Annotated in this window: 13 protein-coding genes; 3 read left to right on the top strand and 10 right to left on the bottom strand. The window is 70.7% G+C overall.

Annotated elements, in window-relative coordinates:
• Positions 1 to 4: 4 nt before the first annotated feature.
• Both hydA and ACFV9D_RS15980 read left to right on the top strand, forming a co-directional pair.
• Entirely contained in the window at positions 5 to 1,408 is a 1,404-nt protein-coding gene (hydA, locus tag ACFV9D_RS15985) for a dihydropyrimidinase (RefSeq protein ID WP_385145802.1), read from the top strand.
• A gap of 9 nt (positions 1,409 to 1,417) precedes the next feature.
• Positions 1,418 to 2,419 carry a TIGR03842 family LLM class F420-dependent oxidoreductase gene (locus ACFV9D_RS15980; RefSeq protein ID WP_385145800.1) on the top strand — a complete coding sequence of 334 codons (1,002 nt, stop codon included), beginning with the start codon at positions 1,418 to 1,420 and terminating at the stop codon, positions 2,417 to 2,419.
• Here the strand turns inward: ACFV9D_RS15980 and ACFV9D_RS15975 are convergent.
• From ACFV9D_RS15975 to ACFV9D_RS15930, 10 genes are all read right to left on the bottom strand, one after another.
• Positions 2,397 to 2,588 carry a hypothetical protein gene (locus ACFV9D_RS15975; protein ID WP_385145798.1) on the bottom strand — a complete coding sequence of 64 codons (192 nt, stop codon included), beginning with the start codon at positions 2,586 to 2,588 and terminating at the stop codon, positions 2,397 to 2,399. The genes ACFV9D_RS15980 and ACFV9D_RS15975 overlap by 23 nt on opposite strands.
• 29 nt (positions 2,589 to 2,617) lie before the next feature.
• Positions 2,618 to 3,811 carry a cytochrome P450 gene (locus tag ACFV9D_RS15970; protein ID WP_385145796.1) on the bottom strand — a complete coding sequence of 398 codons (1,194 nt, stop codon included), beginning with the start codon at positions 3,809 to 3,811 and terminating at the stop codon, positions 2,618 to 2,620.
• Complete coding sequence (locus tag ACFV9D_RS15965; RefSeq protein ID WP_385145794.1) at positions 3,808 to 6,855, bottom strand: AMP-binding protein; 3,048 nt, start codon at positions 6,853 to 6,855, stop codon at positions 3,808 to 3,810. Before ACFV9D_RS15965 ends, ACFV9D_RS15970 begins: the two co-directional genes overlap by 4 nt.
• On the bottom strand, positions 6,852 to 8,024 hold the full coding sequence (locus ACFV9D_RS15960) for an aminotransferase class V-fold PLP-dependent enzyme (protein ID WP_385145792.1): 1,173 nt from the start codon (positions 8,022 to 8,024) through the stop codon (positions 6,852 to 6,854). Before ACFV9D_RS15960 ends, ACFV9D_RS15965 begins: the two co-directional genes overlap by 4 nt.
• 56 nt (positions 8,025 to 8,080) lie before the next feature.
• Positions 8,081 to 9,049 carry a proline dehydrogenase family protein gene (locus tag ACFV9D_RS15955; protein WP_385145790.1) on the bottom strand — a complete coding sequence of 323 codons (969 nt, stop codon included), beginning with the start codon at positions 9,047 to 9,049 and terminating at the stop codon, positions 8,081 to 8,083.
• 42 nt (positions 9,050 to 9,091) lie between these two features.
• On the bottom strand, positions 9,092 to 10,189 hold the full coding sequence (locus ACFV9D_RS15950) for a fatty acid desaturase family protein (protein WP_385145788.1): 1,098 nt from the start codon (positions 10,187 to 10,189) through the stop codon (positions 9,092 to 9,094).
• 80 nt (positions 10,190 to 10,269) lie between these two features.
• Complete coding sequence (locus ACFV9D_RS15945) at positions 10,270 to 12,213, bottom strand: S9 family peptidase (RefSeq protein WP_385145786.1); 1,944 nt, start codon at positions 12,211 to 12,213, stop codon at positions 10,270 to 10,272.
• Positions 12,210 to 14,531: an ATP-grasp domain-containing protein gene (locus ACFV9D_RS15940; RefSeq protein ID WP_385145784.1), complete on the bottom strand. Its 2,322-nt coding sequence runs from the start codon at positions 14,529 to 14,531 to the stop codon at positions 12,210 to 12,212. Before ACFV9D_RS15940 ends, ACFV9D_RS15945 begins: the two co-directional genes overlap by 4 nt.
• Entirely contained in the window at positions 14,528 to 15,769 is a 1,242-nt protein-coding gene (locus ACFV9D_RS15935) for an ATP-grasp domain-containing protein (RefSeq protein WP_385145782.1), read from the bottom strand. The genes ACFV9D_RS15940 and ACFV9D_RS15935 overlap by 4 nt, the downstream gene beginning before the upstream one ends.
• A 362-nt stretch (positions 15,770 to 16,131) precedes the next feature.
• A complete protein-coding gene (locus ACFV9D_RS15930) occupies positions 16,132 to 17,370 on the bottom strand; it encodes a helix-turn-helix domain-containing protein (RefSeq protein WP_385145780.1) in 1,239 nt (412 codons plus the stop codon).
• 399 nt (positions 17,371 to 17,769) lie between these two features.
• Here ACFV9D_RS15930 and ACFV9D_RS15925 point away from each other — a divergent pair, with 399 nt between their 5' ends.
• Positions 17,770 to 18,930: an MFS transporter gene (locus ACFV9D_RS15925; protein WP_385145778.1), complete on the top strand. Its 1,161-nt coding sequence runs from the start codon at positions 17,770 to 17,772 to the stop codon at positions 18,928 to 18,930.
• Positions 18,931 to 18,948 lie beyond the last annotated feature (18 nt).

Raw genomic sequence — 18,948 nt, 5'->3', positions numbered from 1 at the left:
TCCCGTGAGTACCCGAACCCTCATCCGCGGCGGCCTCGTCGTCACCGCCGCCGACGAGATCCACGCCGACGTCCTGATCGAGGACGGCAGGATCGCCGCCCTCGCCGCGCACGGCTCCGACGCCGCCGGCCAGTGGACCGCCGGGCGCATCATCGACGCCACCGATCGCTACGTCATCCCGGGCGGCGTCGACGCGCACACCCACATGGAGCTGCCGTTCGGCGGAACCTTCGCCTCCGACACCTTCGAGACCGGGACCCGGGCCGCCGCCTGGGGCGGCACCACCACGATCATCGACTTCGCCGTGCAGAGCGTCGGCCACGCCCTGCGCGAAGGACTCGACTCCTGGTACGCCAAGGCCGACGGCACATGCGCGATCGACTACGGCTTCCACATGATCCTCTCCGACGTCAACGAGCACACGCTCAAGGAGATGGACAAGCTCGTCCAGGAGGGCGTCACCTCCTTCAAGCTCTTCATGGCCTATCCGGGCGTCTTCTACAGCGACGACGGTCAGATCCTGCGGGCGATGCAGCGCTCGGCGGCCAACGGCGGGCTGATCATGATGCACGCCGAGAACGGCATCGCCATCGACGTGCTGGTCGAGCAGGCGCTCGCCCGTGGCGAGACCGACCCCCGCCACCACGGCGAGGTCCGCAAGGTCCTGCTGGAAGCCGAGGCCACCCACCGGGCCATCCAGCTCGCCCGGGTCGCCGGGGCGCCGCTCTACGTCGTGCACGTCTCCGCGGACGAGGCGGTACGGGAGCTGGCGGCGGCCCGGGACATGGGGCTCCCCGTCTTCGGTGAGACCTGCCCCCAGTACCTCTTCCTCTCCACCGACAACCTCGCCGAGCCCGATTTCGAGGGCGCCAAGTACGTCTGCTCGACGCCGCTGCGGCCCAAGGAGCACCAGGAGGCGCTCTGGCGCGGCCTGCGGACGAACGACCTCCAGGTGGTGTCCACGGATCACTGCCCGTTCTGCTTCGTCGGGCAGAAGGAGCTGGGCCGAGGGGACTTCTCGAAGATCCCCAACGGTCTGCCGGGCGTGGAGAACCGCATGGACCTGCTCCACCAGGCCGTCGTCGACGGGCACATCAGCCGCCGCCGCTGGATCGAGATCGCGTGCGCGACACCGGCCCGGATGTTCGGCCTCTACCCGCAGAAGGGGACGATCGCGCCCGGCGCCGACGCGGACGTCGTCATCTACGACCCGCACGTCCGCCAGACCCTGTCGGTGGACACCCACCACATGAACGTCGACTACTCCGCGTACGAGGGGAAGACCGTCACCGGCCAGGTCGAGACCGTGCTCTCCCGCGGCGAACTCGTCATCGACCAGCGGAAGTTCACCGGACGCGCCGGACACGGCGTCTTCACCCCCCGATCCACCTGCCAGTACCTGAACTAGGAGAACCACGTGGACTTCGGACTCGTCCTGCAGACCGACCCGCCCGCATCGGCGGTCGTCGGCCTCATGCGCCGGGCGGAGCGCAACGGATTCCGCTACGGCTGGACCTTCGACTCCGCCGTGCTCTGGCAGGAACCGTTCGTCATCTACAGCCAGATCCTGGAGCACACCACCAAGCTGCACGTCGGCCCGATGGTCACCAACCCGGGCACCAGAACGTGGGAGGTCACCGCCTCCACCTTCGCCACCCTCAACGACATGTACGGCAACCGGACGGTGTGCGGCATCGGCCGCGGCGACTCCGCGATGCGCGTCGCCGGCCGCAAGCCGAACACCCTCGCCCGGCTCGGCGAGGCCATCGACGTCATCCGCGACCTCGCCGAGGGCCGGGAGGCGGACGTGGACGGCAACCCGGTCCGGATCCCCTGGATCAAGAACGGGAAGCTGCCGGTCTGGATGGCCGCGTACGGCCCGAAGGCCCTCGCCCTCGCCGGACAGAAGGCCGACGGCTTCATCCTCCAGCTCGCCGACCCGTTCCTCACGGAATGGATGGTCAAGGCGGTCCGGCAGGCCGCCACCGACGCCGGCCGGGACCCCGACGCGCTCACCATCTGCGTCGCCGCACCCGCCTACGTCGGCGACGACCTGGCGCACGCCCGCGAGCAGTGCCGCTGGTTCGGCGGGATGGTCGGCAACCACGTCGCCGACCTGGTCGCCAAGTACGGGGAGCACTCCGACATGGTCCCCGAGGCCCTGACGGCGTACATCAAGGACCGGCAGGGCTACGACTACAGCCACCACGGCCGGGCCGACAACCCGTCCACCGACTTCGTCCCGGACGAGATCGTCGACCGCTTCTGCCTCCTCGGGCTGGCCGAGGCCCACATCGAGAAGCTGCGCCGGCTGAAGGAGTTGGGCGTCGACCAGTTCGCCGTCTACAACATGCACGACGCCCGCGAGGCCACGATCGACGCGTACGGCGCCGAGGTCATCCCCGCACTGAACGGATGACCACCCCCGGGGCGCCGTCCTCGGGGTGGGCGGCCCCGAGGGGGCGCTGCGGCGCGCGGTCGACAGGGGTGGGGCGGATGTCGCGAGGCGGTGCTTCGGCGCCGCCTCGGGCGGTGACAGCGGCCGACTCCTCCGCGACCAGGGCGATGATCGGAAACAGGGAAGGCATGGGACGAGGCTCCTCTCAGCGCCTGCCGCTCACAGGGCCGTGAGTCGGACCGGCAGCCGCTCCAGGCCGCTGACGACGATGGACTCCACCGGCACCGCGGGACCCGTCTGCTCGATGCTCTTCACCATGTCGAGGAGTTCGGAGAAGAAGATCCGCATCTCCACCCGCGCCAGCATCCCGCCGAGGCAGAAGTGCTCGCCGATCCCGAGAGCGAGATGACGGTTGGGCGTGCGCGTGATGTCGAAGCGGTCCGGGTCCGCGAAGACGCGTTCGTCGCGGTTGGCCGACGGGATCCACACCACCACCCGGTCGCCCGCCTCCAACCGCTGTCCGTGCAGCACCACCGGCTCGGTGACCGTCCGCATGACATGCGTGGCGCTCGACGTCCAGCGCAGCACCTCCTCGACCGCCGTCGGCAGCAACTCCCGTTCCGTACGCAGACGTTCCCAGTCGCCGGGGTGGTCGAGGAAGGTGTGGAGACCGCTCGACACGGCGAGCCGGACGTTCTCGGTGCCGCCCACGAGCAGGTTGTCGCAGTTGAGCAGCACGTCCTCCTCGGAGAGCAACTCCCCGTCGATCCTGCCCATCACCAGCGCGCTCACCAGGTCGTCGGCCGGGCTGTCCATGCGCTGGTACATGAGCTCGGTGAAGTACTGCATGATCTGCAGGTGGGCCGCGCTGCGGGTCTCCGGCTCGCCGGCCGCGAACGCCAGCTTCGTCAGGGAGAAGAGCAGTTCCTGCTCCTCGTCCGGCACCCCCATCAGCCGGCAGATGACGTACAGCGGCAGGCGCGCCGCGACCTCCGTGACGAAGTCGCACTCCTCCAGCTCGATCGCGTGCGCCAGGACGGACCGTACCGCTCCCCGCATCGACTCCTCGAGCGAGCGCACCGAGCGGGTGGTGAACCAGTCGGCCACCAGGTTGCGCAGCGCTTTGTGCCGGGGTGGGTCGGTGAGCGCCAGGGTCCGGCCACCGCCGATGTCGGTGCCCTGCGCGGTGGGTCGGAGCAGAATCCCCCGGGCCGAGCTGAAGACCCGGGCGTCGCGGCTGACGGTACGGATGTCCTCGTACCGGGTCAGGGACCAGAACCCCGGGTACCGGCCCGGCTCGTGCCAATGCATCGGGTCGTGCTCACGCATCGCGCGCCACACGGTGTGCGCCGCGTTGTCCGCGTGGAACGCGGGGTCGATCAGCCGGGCGGGATCGAGGACGGAGAGGGTCATGAGGGATCTCCCGACGGAACGGTGCGAAGCAGCTCGGCGAAGCCCTTGAGGAGGCCGTGCGCCACTTCGGGCGACACGGCGTCGGGGCGGTGGTTGACCACCAGACGCAGCCTTCCGTCGGCCAGCGGCCAGACCTCGGTCTGGACCTCCAGCGGGATCTCGAGATAGCGCGGGCGCACGAACCCGGTGGCGAGCCCCTCCAGCGGCAAGGCCGGGACGACGTTGTCCTGAAGGACCAACAGGGTCTGGAAGAGCGGCGCCCGGCCGGTGCGGGGCGGGTTGATCAGACGTACCACCTCGTCGAAGGCGAGGTCCTGGGCGAGGAAGCTCCGCTCGACGATCCGGGCGGTCGCGGCGACGGCGTCGGGGTCCGCACCGAGGGCGGCCCCGCGCAGCCGGATGCAGGCCATGTCGATGTGGCAGCCGACGGCGCGGTCGAGGCTGCCGTCCTGGCGCTGCGAGACCGGAATCCCGACCGCGAAGTCCTCGCCGCCGGTCAGGTCGGCGAGCAGCCGGCCGTAGCGGGACAGCAGCAGGGTGAAGCGGGTGACCCGGAACCGGGCGGCCGCCCTGTCCAGTCGCGCCACGGTCTCCGCCTCCAGCGTCACCTCGCACCGGCCCGGCGGGAGCTTCTCCCCGGCCGCGGGGAAGCCCGGCCAGTTCACCTCCGGTACGCCGGTCAACTCCTCGACGAGCCAGGCCCGCTGGCCGTCGATGTCGGCCAGTGCGAGCCGCTCCGCTCGCAGACGGTGGGTCCGCGCCGCCGAAGGCGCCGGGGGCCGTGCGGGCGCCCGGCCGGTACGGACGCGTTCCCCGTACGCCTCGGCGAGATCCGCGGCCAGCACGGATTCCGATCCGCCGTCGAAGGCGATGTGGTGCACCACGCAGCCGAGGACGTGGCTCCGCGACGGTGAGGCCCCGTCTTCCAGCGGCACCAGGACGGTGCGCCACACATCCGCCTCGGTGATCTCCAGAGGCTCGGCGAGCGTCTCCCGGAGGAGCTCGACCGCGGCCTCGGTGTCCGGCGCCGCGGGCAGCACCTCCAGCACCGGGCCGGGAGCGTCGACCGGGCGGCAGACGGGCTCGGGGTCCAGCAGATAGGCCGAGCCGAGGACTTCGTGCCGCCGGTGCACGTCCCGTACCGCCGCTTCGAGGGCGTCCAGGTCCAGCTCGCCCTCGACGGTCCACAGCATCAGACAGTGCGCGGTGCGGTCCTCGGGGTCCAGGAGGTGCCGCGTGAGATACACGCTCTGCATGGGGGTGAGCGGTACGTCCCCGGTCGGCGTCGCCGCGTCGGCGGGCGCCGTCCCGGGGGTGTCGCGCAGCCAGGCCGCGAGAGCGCGGGCGGTCTGATGCTCGTACAGCCGTGTCAGCGGAACGGGCCGCCCGAGCTCCGTGGCCAGCCGTGCGCACACCCGGCCGGCCCCGAGGGAGGTGCCGCCGAGTTCGGTGAACGGGACGTCCGCGGGCACCGCCTCGACGCCGAGCACCCCGGCGAACACCTGGGCGACCCGTCGGACATCAGGGTCCTCTGCCGCGGCGGCAGGGTCCTGGACCCCTGCCCTGGCCACCGCCGGCGCGCCGTGCGCGCGGGCCAGCGCCAGCAGGGCACGCTCGTCCAGCTTCCCCCTGCCCGTCAGCGGGAACGAGGGGACGCTGATCACGGCCTCCGGGCGCTGGTAGTGCACCAGACCCGCGCGCAGCTCCGCGGCGACGCCCTCCAGCGGGTCGCCCGGGGTGTGCGGCACGCAGAAGGCCAGCAGCGCTTCGACGGCGCCCGCACCGTCGCGACGTGCCACCACCCGGCAGTGCCGGACGGCGGGCAGCAGCCGCTCGATCTGCCGCTCCACCTCGGCAGGTTCGACCCGGTGGCCGCGTATCTTCGTCTGCCGGTCGGCGCGGCCGCGGTAGTGGAGCAGCCCCTCGTCGTCGATCTCCCCCAGGTCACCGGTGCGATAGACGCGTACGGCCCGCCCCTCCACCGTCACCTCGGGAAAGCGTGCCGCGGTGAGCGCGGGGTCGCCCAGGTAGCGCAGGGCGAGGCCGTCGCCCGAGACGCATATCTCGCCGTCGACCAGGTGGATCCGCGTGCCGGGCACGGGGCGGCCGACGGGGATGCCACCGGGCCGCTCGCAGTCCGCCTCGACGATCCGGTGGGTGGTGGAGAGCGCCGTGTTCTCCGCCGGGCCGTAGCCGTTGACCAGCGCGATCCCGGGATGGTGACGGAGGAAGGCGCGCACGTGTGGGACGGAGAGCCGCTCTCCGCCGATCATGAGCTGAGTCAGTCCGGCGAAGGCGTCCGGGTCCTCGTCCACGATCATGTTGAACAGGCTGCTGGTGAGCCACACGGTGTTCACGCCGTGTGCGGACACCCCCTCGCGCAGAGCCTGGGCGGACAGATACGGCTCGCCGATGATCAGCGAGGTGCCTCCGCCGAGCAGCGCGCCCCACAGTTCGAAGGAGAACATGTCCCAGGGCAGCGCCGCGGCCAGCGGCATCACGGTGTCCTCGGCGAACCGGGCGAACCCGTCGGGGCGTACGAGCCGGGCGACCGCCTTGTGCGGCACCACCACGCCCTTGGGCCGCCCCGTCGTCCCCGAGGTGAAGAACACGCAGGCCGGGGCCGCTTCCGCCACGTCGACCGGCCGGAATCCGGTGGCCGGTCCGACCGGCGCGTCGGTCACGGACCAGACGGGCACCCCCGGGGGCACGCCGGCGCCCTCCGGCCCCGCCACGACCAGCCGGGCGTCCAGGTCCTCGACGATCTCCCGGATGCGCCGCTCCGGCCAGCCCGTGTCCAGAACCGCGTAGGCGGAGCCCAGCTTGAGAATCGCCAGGATCGCGACGACCAGGTCCACACCGCGCGGCAGCAGGATCGGCACCAGTTCACCCGGGCCGACCCCCCGGTGGGCGAGCGCCTCCGCCCAGGCGTCGGCCCTGCGGTCCAGCTCCCCGTAGCCGACCGATCGTGTGCCGGAGAGCAGAGCGGTGGCCTCGGGCCTGACCTCGGCGTGCCGTCGTACCGCCGCGTGCAGGGACGTCATGCCCGGCCTCCGGCGCCGACGACCTCGCGCAGGGCGCGGCCGAACGTCTCGATCTCCTCCAGGGTGTTGTAGTAGTGCACCGATGCCCGGACCGCCGTCTCCACACCGCGTTCGGCCATGTAGAGCGGGGTGTGGTTGCCGACGATCTTCCAGACGTTGATGCGCCGCTCGCCGAGCCGTCGACGGATCTCGTCGGCGGGGACGGCCGCGTGCCGGAAGGACACGATGCCCGACTGCACCTCTCCCGGGGCGATGAGCTCGACACCCGGGGTCCGCCCCACCGTCTCGCGCAGCGCCCGGAACACCTCCTTGTGGTCGAAGGGGGTCCCCGACTCGTAGAGCGCGAGCGCCGCGTTGAGACCGGCCACCGCCGCCGTGGTCCGCTCGGCCAGCTCCAGGCCGCGGGCGCTCGCGTCCGTGACCCGGTAGCCGGTGGGCGAGTCGACGTGAGCCACGTGGAGATCGTGGAAGTCGGTGACCAGCGCCTCCCGCAACCGCGGTGCCACATAGGCGAAACCGGTGCCGCGCGGTCCGCGCATGAACTTCCGGCCGGCGCCGGTGAGCAGCTGGCACCCGATACGGGAGACGTCGACCGGGACCTGGCCGATCGACTGGCACGCGTCCACGGCGTAGAAGCAGCGGTACGGCGCGAGGATCCGGCCGATCTCCTCCACCGGGTTGACGATGCCGCAGCCGGACGGGATGTGGGTCACCGACACCAGGGCCACGTCGTCGGCGATGTGCGTGGCCATCCACTCCAGATCGAGGTCGCCGTTCGGCAGGGTGGGGACGACCTCGATCCGGCAACCGGTCCGGTCGCGCAGGGAGAACAGCGAGATGAGGTTGCCCGCGTACTCGTACGGGGTGACCCACACCCGGTCGGCGGGACCGACCCGCAGCTTGGGCACGACCGCGCACCACGCCCGGGTCGCGCTGTCGAACAGCGCGACGTCCTCGACCGGGGCCCCGATCGCCCGGGCGAGCCGCTCGTAGACCTCGCCCTGCAACAGGTCGTCCAGGGACTCCTCGGTCTCGTAGCACCCGATCGCGGCCTCGCGCTCGATGCAGGCCTCCATGGCCGTGCGGACGGTGTCCGGCATCAGCCCGGCACCGGCCGTGTTGAGGTGAATGAGCCTGCCATCGGATTCACGCGCGCCTTGCTCTGCCACTTCGTACTCCCTCGCTCTCGAATCGACCTGTGCGGCCATGGACCACCAGGGTCCGGTCAGTAGCCTGCCCCGACGGTGCGCTCTCCCCGGTCGGCGAGGTCCGCCAGAGCCGTGAGGACCATCGGCGGGTGCTCCGCCAGCCGGTGCAGCAGATGCAGCCACCAGTTCTCGCCGTACGTCGCGTAGATGCGGCACCGGTGGCCGGCTTCCTGGTAGTCGCGCAGCAGGGAGGGCCGCACGCCGTGGAGCATCTCGATCTCGTCGACCCGCGCCAGCAGTCCACTGTCCGCCGCCTGCGCCAGCACCGCGGGGTCCTGGGTGGCGAGGCTGAGCCGGACGCCCGCGTCGACGAGCTGCTCCGCGAACCGGAGATAGCGGCCGTCGAGCGCCGGACCGCGGCGGAGCGCGACCTCGGCGGGCTCCTGGAAGGCGCCCTTGACCAGCCGCACGCGCCGGCCCGGCTCGGCGACCGCGGCGATGTCCTGCTCGGTCCGGTACAGATGGGCCTGGAGGGTGATGCCGACGTTGTCGTACCGCTCGGCGAGTTCCTGGTAGACGCCGAGCACCGCGTCGACGGCCGGCGAGCGCTCCATGCTCAGCACGACCTCGCAGCCCTTGGGGGCGGCGGCCTCGACGATCCGCGCGCTGTTGCTCAGGGCGAGCTCGCGGGAGACGGTGAGGCCCACGTTGGACAGGTCGAAGCCGAGTTGGCCCGGCACCGGATCGTGGCCGAGCACGGTCAGGTACTCCTGCACCACCCGCTCGATCTCCACCGGGTCGGAGTTCTCCTCTCCGACGAACTCGACCGTGATGCCATAGGACTTCTCGCGGAGGACCGCGAGGTGCCCGAGGAACTCGTCCCGGTCGGCGGCCAGTACGTACCGGCGCGCCGCGGGCGAGAGGATGTCCTGGAGTACGGAGCCGGGTGCCGTGAAGGCGCTGCGGCACCGCTCGTCGGCCGCCAGGGCACGCAGTCCCCGGGACGCGGCCTCGTGCAGCACACGCTGCGAGGGCTCGGAGTTCATGACGCTACCTCGAACTTTCCAAATGGGAGGGGAACTGCCCTGCTATGCCTGTGGGGTGGTGGAGGAAGCGGCCGCGAGCATCATGACGCGGGCGAAGGTGGGTTCGGCCGCCCCGGGGTCGCCACCGTCCCTGCGCCACTGGCGGTACTTGACCGCGTAGCTGATGACGGTCTCCTTGTCGCGGCGGGAGCGGGGCCGGGTGAAGGCGCCGGCCCACAGACCGTCCCAGGCGGCGTAACCGGGGTCGCGCAGCAGGACGCGGTGGGCGCGGGCGAGGTTCCAGTGCGGAATGCCGGCGTTCATGTGGTGGACAAGGTGGTAACGATCGTTATGACGACTGATCAGAAACTGCTCCAGGAAACGCCCGTGACGGTTCCGGGTGAGGAGCACCTGCTGGTTCTCGCTCTCCGGCATCGGATAGTGCTCGGACAGCTCGGCGAGCCAGCCGATGGCCACATTCGTCGTGAACAACGGAACGAACCAGAAGAGCAGCAGCTCCGGCAGCCATCCGAACCAGGCGCACAGCCCGATGACGAGCGTCCACTGGGTGAGGAAGACCGCCCGCTCGACCCGCAGGGACACGGGGACGGACACGCTGATCTGAGAGCTGTCGCAGAAGACCCGTTCGCGGGCGATGTAGCCGATGTAGGCGAAGGTGCGCAGGCCCAGGACGGACAGGACCACTTCCTTCAGGAAGAAGTTCCGGTCGGAGCGCTCGGTGTCGTACAGGCCGCATTCGATGTGGAACGCGTAGTCGGGGTCGGTGTCGGCGTCGCCCAGGTTGCGGTGGTGGTTGCCCACGTGGGAGCTGCGGTAGGGGCCGTACAGATGCCACACCAGGTAACCGGCGAACACCGACCCGCCGATCAGGTTCAGCGTCTTGTTGCGGGCGAGCGTCTTGTGGCTGGACTCGTGCAGGAAATGGGCGAGGAAGCGTTGTACGGAGCCTATGACGATCAGGGCCACCGGATAGAACCAGTACGAGACTCCGACGCACAGGGCCACGGAGGCGGCGATCAGGGCGTACTCGATGAGCACCGCGAGCGGGCCGTGGTAGTTGTCGAGGCGGCAGAGTTCCCGGAGTTCCTTTCTCACCCCGGGGTCGAGCCGGTCGAAGTTCAGTTGCTCGATTGCGGACATGCCCGTCCTTCTGTTGATTCGCGCTGGGTGGTGCGTTCTTTCGGGCGGGGGAGTGGGGAAGGCGCGAGGTGGGGGGGAGATCAGGCCGTGGGCGCGAAGCCCAGGACGCGCCCGTACAGCTCCAGCTCCGCCTGGAGCGAGGCGACGACGGTGCTGGACCGCCGGAAGCCGTGCCCCTCGCCCTCGAAGGTCAGATAGCGGTGTGCCACGCCCGATCCTTCGAGGAGCGCGAGCAGCCGCTCGGCCTGGGCCGGCGGGCAGACGGTGTCGTCGAGCCCCTGGAGCAGGACGAACGGAGCCCGGATGCGGGACGCCCCGGCCAGCGGGGACTGCGCCTCGTAGCGGTCCTTGGCCTCGGGCCAGGGACCGATGAGCCCGTCGAGATACCGGGACTCGAAGTCGTGCGTGCCCTGCGTACGCCAGCCGACGGCGTCGAGCACCGGGTAGTAGATGCCCGCGGCCCGGTAGAGCTCCGGCTCGGCGGCGAGCGACGCCGCCGCCGTCCAGCCGCCGGCGCTGCCGCCGCGGATCGCGATGCGGTCCGGGGAGGCGAGACCGCCAGCGATCAGACCGCGGATCGCGGTGGCGCAGTCGCGTACGTCGGTCACGCCCCAGGTCTCGCGCAGCCGCTCGCGGTATGCGCGGCCGTAGCCGGTCGAACCGCCGTACTGCACGTCGAGCACGCCGATGCCGCGGCTGGTGAAGTAGGCGATCTCCTGATTCGGCATCAGGAACGTGCGACCGGTGGGACCGCCGTGCGCGAAGACCACCCAGGGCGGCAGTTCACCCTCGGGGCCGGTGAACTCGGGGTTCCCCGGCGGGTAGACATGGGCGTGCACCTCGGCCCCGTCCGGGCCGCGGTACGTGCGCCGGTGGGGCGTGCTCGCCCAGGCGTCCGTGTCCGCACCCGCCGGGGCGCGCAGCACCTCGGTCGTGCCGGTCACGGGATCGGTCAGCACCACCGTGCGCCGTAGATCGGGGCCGCCGGCCACCGCGGCGACACGACGGCCGTCCGTCGCGGGGAAGAACCACTCGGTGGCGCTGCTCGCGCCGTCGGTCAACCGCCCGTCCGGCGTGAGGACACCGAGCCGGCGCTCCCCGATTCCGTGGAGCACGGCCAGACTGCCGTCGGCCAGCGGAAGGAGCCACCTCAGGCCGATGCGCCACAGGGCATCACCGAACTCCTCGGCACGTGGGCACAGGTTGCGCGATCCGCCCTCCGGCAGGATCTCGTGGACGTTCCACCAGCCGTCGGGGTCGGTGACGGCATACAGCCGTCCGGATCCGTCGGCCGCCCATTCGACCTGGGCGATCGACTCCCGGCCGCCGCCGGCGAGCCTGACCGGCTCGGTGAGCGTGCCGTCCGCCTTGATGGACGCGCCCATCAGCTCGGTGGTGTCCCAGGGCATCGCCGGATGGTTCCAGCCCAGCCAGACCACCCGGCCACCGCCGGGTTCGATCCGGGGACCCGTCAGGAAGTCGTGGCCGGCCGCCAACTCCCGTACGGCGGAGGGGTCGTCCTGGGCGCTGCCGTCGAGCGGGAGCGCCACCAGGTGCCGCACGGCGCGGAGGGCCGCCTCGTCGGAGACCGCCTCGCGCAGACACCAGACCTCGTCCCCGTGCACGGCGAAGTCGGCATAGCGCAGCTCACCGGGCCACGCTCCGGCGGGGCTGAGCGGAACCGGCTCGGACCCCGGCCGCCAGCGGTAGACCCGCTGGTCGGCGGCGTGAGTGAAGACGATGCCGTCCTCAGCGGAACGGGACAGCGGCAGCCAGGGCCGGCCGCCGTACTCGATCACCCGGGTACGGACGTCCCAGCCGGGCGGCAGCGCCTCGGTGATTCCGTCGGGGGTGTGCCGCATGAGCGCGCTGCGTCCGCTCTCCTCGGGGCGCGCCTCGGTCCACCAGACCTCCTCGCCGACGAAGCCCACCCACTCGACGAGAGCCTCGCCCCGGGCCGCGTCCATGGCGCTGATCGGTGACGGCCAACTGCCGTACGGTGCCGTCCGCCGCTGCCCGCTCATGCCGATCCGCCTTCCTGGGGCACGACCGGCCCGGAGCCGTAGGAGATACGGGGGATGCCGGGGCCGGAGCTGTCGAGCCGGTACTCCTGGACGACGGGGTCCTCGCTGACCCAGAAGTGGCCGTCGAGGTCGGTCCAGTCGCACAGGCCCGCGAGCTGCGCGGCGTAGGCGATGGCGCGGGGCGGCTCGAGGAAGCAGCCGAGCATCCGGGCGCCGTCGAGTTCGCCGGCGCGGGTGAGGGCGGCCAGCGCGGGGAGCAGTCCGCCGAAGCGCATCAGCTTGACGTTGACTCCGCCGGCGGTTGCGGCGGCGTGCTCCGCACCCTCCAGGGAGTCGATGCCCTCGTCGAGGATCACGGTGGAGGAGGGCAGGGCCTCGCGTATCTCCTCGATGAGACCCGCGTCGCGGGCGGGATCCTCCAGTACGGCGGGGGCGAGCGCAGCGACGAGGTCGCGCAGGCGCTCCCACTCAGCCCGGTCCCAGCCTCCGTTGACATCAAGGATCAGCGGACCGGCGGCGCCGACCAGGGACCGCAGCACGCTCTCGTCCTGCGGGCCCCCGAGCTTGATCTTCAGAGGGCGGCCGTCGTTCGGGATCTCCTCGCCGATGGGGACCGTGTGGAGGAGCTCGATCCGGCCGGGGTCCGGCAGGGCGAGGAGCTGCCACAGGGGCACCTCGGCCAGCCGGGCGGCCCGGTCGAGGAACGCCATCTCCACGAGCATCCGGGCGGGTGCGCCGACACCGTCGGCGGCGGCCCGCGCCAGCCGCTCGGAGAGCCACGCCACCTGGTCGTCGCCGTGGTACGCGGAGACGTCCGCGACCAGGGCGCGGGCGAGGGTCTCGGCCTCGGAGGCGATCACGGGACCGTTCTGGCCGTAGCCGAGATCTGCGGCGATCTCCCCCTCGCCGAGAACCTGTTCGGCGGCGTCGAGCAGCCGCAGCCGCACGATGTCGACCGTCTCGATCGTCATGTGGGAGATCTGGAACGAGCTGGTGAGCGGCCGGGGTTCGAGCGTGACGGAGACGGCGTCGGCGGGCTCCGTCACCCAGCGGACGGAATCGGCGAGCTCTCGGGCCAGGGCTCGGGCGGCCTCGGGTGTGTCGGCGCCCACCACCACGACGCCCACCCGGTCCTCGCCACTGCGGTAGGGGCGGATGAGGTCACCGGGGGAGACCAGCAGGTCGGTGTGGAGCACCGCCGGGTGGTCGCGCAGTTCCTCCCACCCCTCCACGGAGACCAGGCGGCCGGGCGGCGGCGAGAAGTACCGGGAGGCCGCGGCACGGACCGGGCCCGCGGGGAGCTCGACGGAACGCCCGAGCATGTCGTCGTAGACCGTCCCGTACGGCTCGAGGCCGGGACGGGTGTGCGTCAGCATCCGGTGGATCCAGCCGCCGCCTATCCGGGAGTGCACCTCGCCGAGGACGATCCCGTCCCGGGTGCGCCACAACTCGACGTGGAAGAGGCCGAAGCGGAGGCCCAGGGCGGTCAGCGCGGCGCGGACCTGCTCCTCGATCTCCTCGCGTGCCCCGTCCGGAAGAGGGGCCGGCAGCACGTGGCCGATCTCGACGAAGTGCGGCGGCTCCAGCTTCTCCTTCTCCGTCACCGCCAGCACCGTGGGCCGGCCGCCGATGAAGACACCCTCGACGCTGAACTCCTCGCCCTCGACGAACTCCTCGACGAGGAAGGGGAGATGAGGCTCGGGAAGTTCCGCGATCGCGGAGCGGAACCGGTCCGCTTCCGTCACCTTGCGGACGCCCTCGCTGTCCGATCCGTCGCGTGGCTTGACCACCCAGGGACCGGGACCGTGGCCAAGGGCGAAGGCGCGGGCCTCTTCCTCGTCGGCGCAGAGCGCGACGGCGGGCTGCCGGAATCCGGCGGCGGTGAGCGCCGCCCGGCAGGCGTCCTTGGTACGGACACGGCTGACGGCCTCGGGCGGATTGCCGGGCAGCCCGAGCGCGCGGGCGGTCTCCGCCACGGCCTGCTGGGCCATCTCCCGTACACCGAAGACGAGATCGACGCGACGGTCCTTGGCCAGGTTCAGCGCCCACTCGGCGGTGCCGGCCGGGTCCTCGAAGTCCACCGCGGACACCGCGTCGGCGTGCTCCCCGACCTCACGGGTGGCTTCCAGCGTGTCGGCCTGGTTGGTCACATGCGTGCGCATGCCCCGCTCGCGGGCCTGGTCCAGTGCGTCGACGGCGACATCGATGCTGAGGGTCATCGCGCCACCACCGCCGATCAGGAGCAGATGCGGCGCGTCCGCGTCCGTGGATTCCGCGGCGTCCGTGCTCGGCTCGGGCGTGCTGGGTCGAGAGGTCACTTGCCGGCCTCCGAGCTGTCGGCGAGGCGGTACACACGGTCCTTGAGCTGCTGGATGCGTTCGTAGTCCTGCCGCAGTCGGTCCGCCGACTCATGGACGGTGTAGGCCACGAGGGTGGAGGTGTAGAGGTCCACGGTGGGGCGGATGGGGCTGCCGGGCCGCAGTTTGGCGCGCAGGAAGTGGACCGACTCCAGGGACTCGATCTCCTTGAACACGTCCTCGTCGATGCTCTCGACGATCCCGTCGAGCTCGGTGGCGGTGTCGATCACCGCGGCCTCGCGCAGCTTCGCGTAGGTACGGCCGGCGTACGTCTCCAGGAACTCGGCGGGCCGCGCGTAGGCGAGGGCCGCCATGTCCGCCTGGTTGACGCCGTGGCACAGGTCGTTGAACGCGGGGAGCACCCCGCCGCTGAGCCGGGCGCCGATCTCGACGAGCGTGGGGCCCTGAGCGGTCATGATGACCTCGGCGTGGACCGGGCCGTACTCGATGCCGAGCGCCGTGAGCACCTCGTCGGTGTAGGCGACCAGTTCGGGCACCGGGCTCAGCTCGGGGGAGCAGAGCGTCTCCTGGTCGTAGATGCGGTGCGTGTCACGCAGTCGCTTGTGGTACTGCCAGACACCGGTGAAGTAGCGCCGGCCTTCGTAGGACACGCTGTCGACCATGTACTCCTCCCCCTGGAGGAAGGACTGGACCAGCACCTCGTCGTTGCTCTCGAAGAAGATGTTCTGCGTGCCCAGCACGGCTTCGGCAGCCTTGCGGACCTCCTCGGAGTCGCGGCAGACGGCCACGCCCTCGGTCGCGGCGGAGGAGAGCGGCTTGACGACCACGGGGTACTCGCCGCGGGCCTCCGCCCAGTCCACCAGGGCCTGCGGGTCGTTGCTCCTGAACTGCTCGGCGCAGCGCAGGCCGGCGCGGCGCAGGGCCTCGATCATCTCGTACTTGTCCCGGCGCGCGGCCGAGAGCGCGGTGCCGTTGGTCGGCAGCCCGAGCCGCTCGGAGAGCTCGTCGGCGAGGGGGACGCCGGGCTCCTGGCCGGGGATCACGCAGATCGGCTGGTACTCGGCCAGCCGCGCCGCGGTGTCCTCGGGGGTGCCGTACGGGATCACCGCCTTGTAGGCGGTGAGCTCGGGCAAGGTCATCGACGTCATCAGCTCGGGAGTGCTCTGGACGTGCACCACGTGCACGCCGAGCCGGTCGAAGGCGGGAGGCAAGTGATTGCCAGTCGTGTAAGCGTCCACCAGCACTGCGATGGGGCGTGCTTCAGCACTCCTCATAGTCTCCACCCTGGGTTTTGGGGTTGGTGGGCAGCCGTTGGTGGCGCCTCGGTTCCCAATGCGAGGCAAGACATTGCCACGAGATCTTCTATGCTGGCAATAGTTTCCAGATCCTGGGTGTGAGGAGTTGTAACAACACGCGCCCAGCAGGCAACATGCTGGGAAAGGGGCTGGCAAAGATGGCATGATCGACTGCCGGTCGGGTGGGCTGGGCGCGCCTGCGGTGGCCTGGGGCACGACGCGCGGCAGGCCCTGACCGACGTGCGATCAGGGCCTGCTGGGGGGTGCGTGCTGTGTGGTTCGGCCGGGGCGGTCCGGCGCTCGGATCAGGGTTGCGGCTGGGTGTCGTTCGATACGCCCCGGACCTCGACCAGGGTCTCGGCGGCGATGCGCCAGATGTCCGCGGCGAGGTCCACGTTGGACGTCGCGTGGGCCTGCTGGGCAAGCCGCTGCATGCCGCGCAGCCCCTCCTCCTCGCGGCCCTCCACGATCCGCAGCCGGTTGTCCAGGACGTCGAGCCTCACCTGGTCCCGATAGGACATGAGCAGTCCCGACTGGTCGATCCGGCCGAGCAGCGAGCGAGCGTCCATGTACCGGCCCTCACGGAACGCAAGATCGGCCTTGAGGGAGATCAACTCCTGCTCCAGCGCGGGCGTTCCGGCGAACGGGAGGCCGCTTTCGATCGCCTCGACATAGCGTTGGGCGACATCCACCTCGGACGGAACCTTCTGGAGGTGCAGCCTGGCCGCGGCGACCCGGAGTCGCAGCCACAGGACGAGGTTCTCACTGCTCTGGAACCCCCGCAGAGCCTGGTCCAGCAGGGTCTGGGCGGCGTCGAAGTCGCCCTGCCTGACACGGATCGCCGCAGCGGTCCACAGCGACTCGGCCCACAGGGCGTCGGAGCGTCCTTCGACCAGTTCGAGCAGCTCGTCGGAGTGCGCTTTCGCGTCCGGCAGGCGTCCCGCCTCGGTCTCGACGGAGACGAGGGCGAGGAGGATGAGGACGACGTCCTGGGTGGCGAGTTCATGCGTGCCGGCCACCCGGTGCGCCGTGATGGCGACATCGACCGCGCGAACGATGTCACCCGACGAGCGCAGGCACCTGGCGAGTTGGGTCAGCGCCCGCACCCGCAGCTCGGGCAGGCCGACCTCGTCGCCGAGCGCCACGAGCTCCTCGAGGTACTCCAGCTCCATGGCGTGCTCGCCGTGGCGGCGCTTCCACTGGGCCAGCAGCCACAGGGCCTGCCAGCGCAGCAGGAGATCCTGGCTGTCGTCGCTCGCCAGTGCCGTCTCCAGCAGTTCGCCCCCCGAGTCGGAATCGATGGAGGTGACGATGGTGAGCGCCTGTGCCAGCGAGACCGTCTGCTGTTCCTCGAACTCGGCGAGGTTCACGCCGAGTTGCTTGATCAGGTAGGTGACGGCACGGTCCGTGGGATTCCGGGCGCCCGACTCCAGCCGCGACAGATAGCCGGTGGACATACCGGCACCGGCGAGCGCCGCCTGTGAAAGACCGCGTTCGTGTCTCAATCGCTTGAGTCTGCGCCCGAATGCAGGCTGTTCCAGCATGTGAAGTGCCCCAGAAGCGAATTGATGGAACGGGTTGGTATCGGTGTACCGGGCGACCTCTTCGTCCATTGCCATACTTGTCGCGCACGTGACACGTTTCTGATCAAATCGGCCTCGGTGACGAACGAGGATAACCCGGTGTGGCATGGCTTGGCAAGTAGAAGAGGGCACTCCGCGCGAAGCGGCAACAGTCAATTGCCAATTCCATGGCAACTTCTTGCCTGCGCGTGACAGCTGCACTAGTTTCGGCGGCGACGCGATTCCCTGGCGTCCGCAGACCGGACCAGGCCACCCCTTCACGAGAGGGTCCCCTTGACCGCCCCACACTCCATGGCCCCAGGTGACGCCGCCCGGGACGATCTTTCCCGGTCGTCCCCTGCCCGGGTGAATGTCCTGGTCATGGCCCTCGCAGGCGCCGTCACCGTCGCCAACATCTACTTCCCGCAACCTCTTCTCGAGGCCATCGCGCAAGGGCTGAAGGTGTCGCAGGACACCGCCGGCCTCGTCGCCTCCGCCCTGCAGATCGGCTACGCCCTCGGCATCTTCCTGATCGTGCCGCTGGCGGACACGGCGAACGTGCGGCGGCTGACGACCATTCTGCTGGTGCTGACCAGCGGCGGACTGCTCGTCGCCGCGGCCTCGCCCAACGTGGTCACCCTCCTCGTGGCGACCCTCGCGGTCTCCACGACCACGGTGCTTCCCCAGATCGTCACGCCCGTCGCCGCGGCCCTGGCGGGTCCGGAACGGAACGGGCACGTCGTCGGCCTCATCGGCCTCGGACTGACACTCGGAGCGACGGTCTCCCGTACGCTCTCCGGAGCGGTGTCCGACCTCAGCGGCAACTGGCGCACGGCCTACGTCGTGGCCGCCGTGATGACCGCGGCTCTCCTCCCGGCTCTCCGTCGCGCCATGCCTGAGCGGCTGGGCGCGGGTGGTGTCCGGCTTCCCTACCGCAAGCTCCTGGCCACGCTTCCCGGGCTGCTCACCTCTCATCGGGAGGTGGTGTTCTCCGCGTTCCTCGGCGCGACGGTGTTCGCCGCCTTCAGTGCCTTCTGGGCAACGCTGACGTTCCATCTGGCAGCACCTCCCTTCCACCAGGGACCTGCCCTCGCGGGGCTGTTCAGTCTGTACGGGCTGCCCGCCGCGTTGCTCTCGGCCTATGCGGGCAAGCTGAACGACCGGCACGGCCCGACCGTGGTCAACGTCTGGGCCTTGGGCTGCATCGCCGCCTCATTCGCGTTGTTCGCGTTCCTGGGCGGATCGATGGCCGCACTCGTCGTGGGCAGCAATCTGCTGATTCTAGGCACGAGCAGCAGTCAAGTGGCCAATCAGGCCAGGCTCTTCGTCCTCGGTGAGGACAAGGTGGCACGCCTGAACACGATCTTCATGCTGTCGTCCTTCGGCGGTGGCGCGATCGGTTCGCTGGTCGGTGCCGCCGCCTACAGCGCCCACGGCTGGACCGGCACGGTGGTGACCGGGGCCGTTTTCACCGTGCTGACCGCCGGGGCTCTCGCCGTGGAACGGGCGATGCGAGCGGGCCGCGGAGTCGATTCGGCTTGATCTTGCCATTCACCTGGA

The sequence above is a fragment of the Streptomyces sp. NPDC059875 genome, from assembly GCF_042731085.1.
Taxonomy (GTDB): Bacteria; Actinomycetota; Actinomycetes; order Streptomycetales; family Streptomycetaceae; genus Streptomyces.
Note: the sequence above shows the minus strand (reverse complement) of the source record. Positions and strands in the feature narration are given on the sequence as shown.

Coding starts and splice junctions, on each gene's coding strand:
- ACFV9D_RS15975 (WP_385145798.1), bottom strand. CDS start 2,588: ATGCCTTCCCTGTTTCCGATCATCGCCCTGGTCGCGGAGGAGTCGGCC.
- ACFV9D_RS15970 (WP_385145796.1), bottom strand. CDS start 3,811: ATGACCCTCTCCGTCCTCGATCCCGCCCGGCTGATCGACCCCGCGTTC.
- ACFV9D_RS15965 (WP_385145794.1), bottom strand. CDS start 6,855: ATGACGTCCCTGCACGCGGCGGTACGACGGCACGCCGAGGTCAGGCCC.
- ACFV9D_RS15955 (WP_385145790.1), bottom strand. CDS start 9,049: ATGAACTCCGAGCCCTCGCAGCGTGTGCTGCACGAGGCCGCGTCCCGG.
- ACFV9D_RS15950 (WP_385145788.1), bottom strand. CDS start 10,189: ATGTCCGCAATCGAGCAACTGAACTTCGACCGGCTCGACCCCGGGGTG.
- ACFV9D_RS15945 (WP_385145786.1), bottom strand. CDS start 12,213: ATGAGCGGGCAGCGGCGGACGGCACCGTACGGCAGTTGGCCGTCACCG.
- ACFV9D_RS15930 (WP_385145780.1), bottom strand. CDS start 17,370: ATGCTGGAACAGCCTGCATTCGGGCGCAGACTCAAGCGATTGAGACAC.
- ACFV9D_RS15925 (WP_385145778.1), top strand. CDS start 17,770: ATGGCCCTCGCAGGCGCCGTCACCGTCGCCAACATCTACTTCCCGCAA.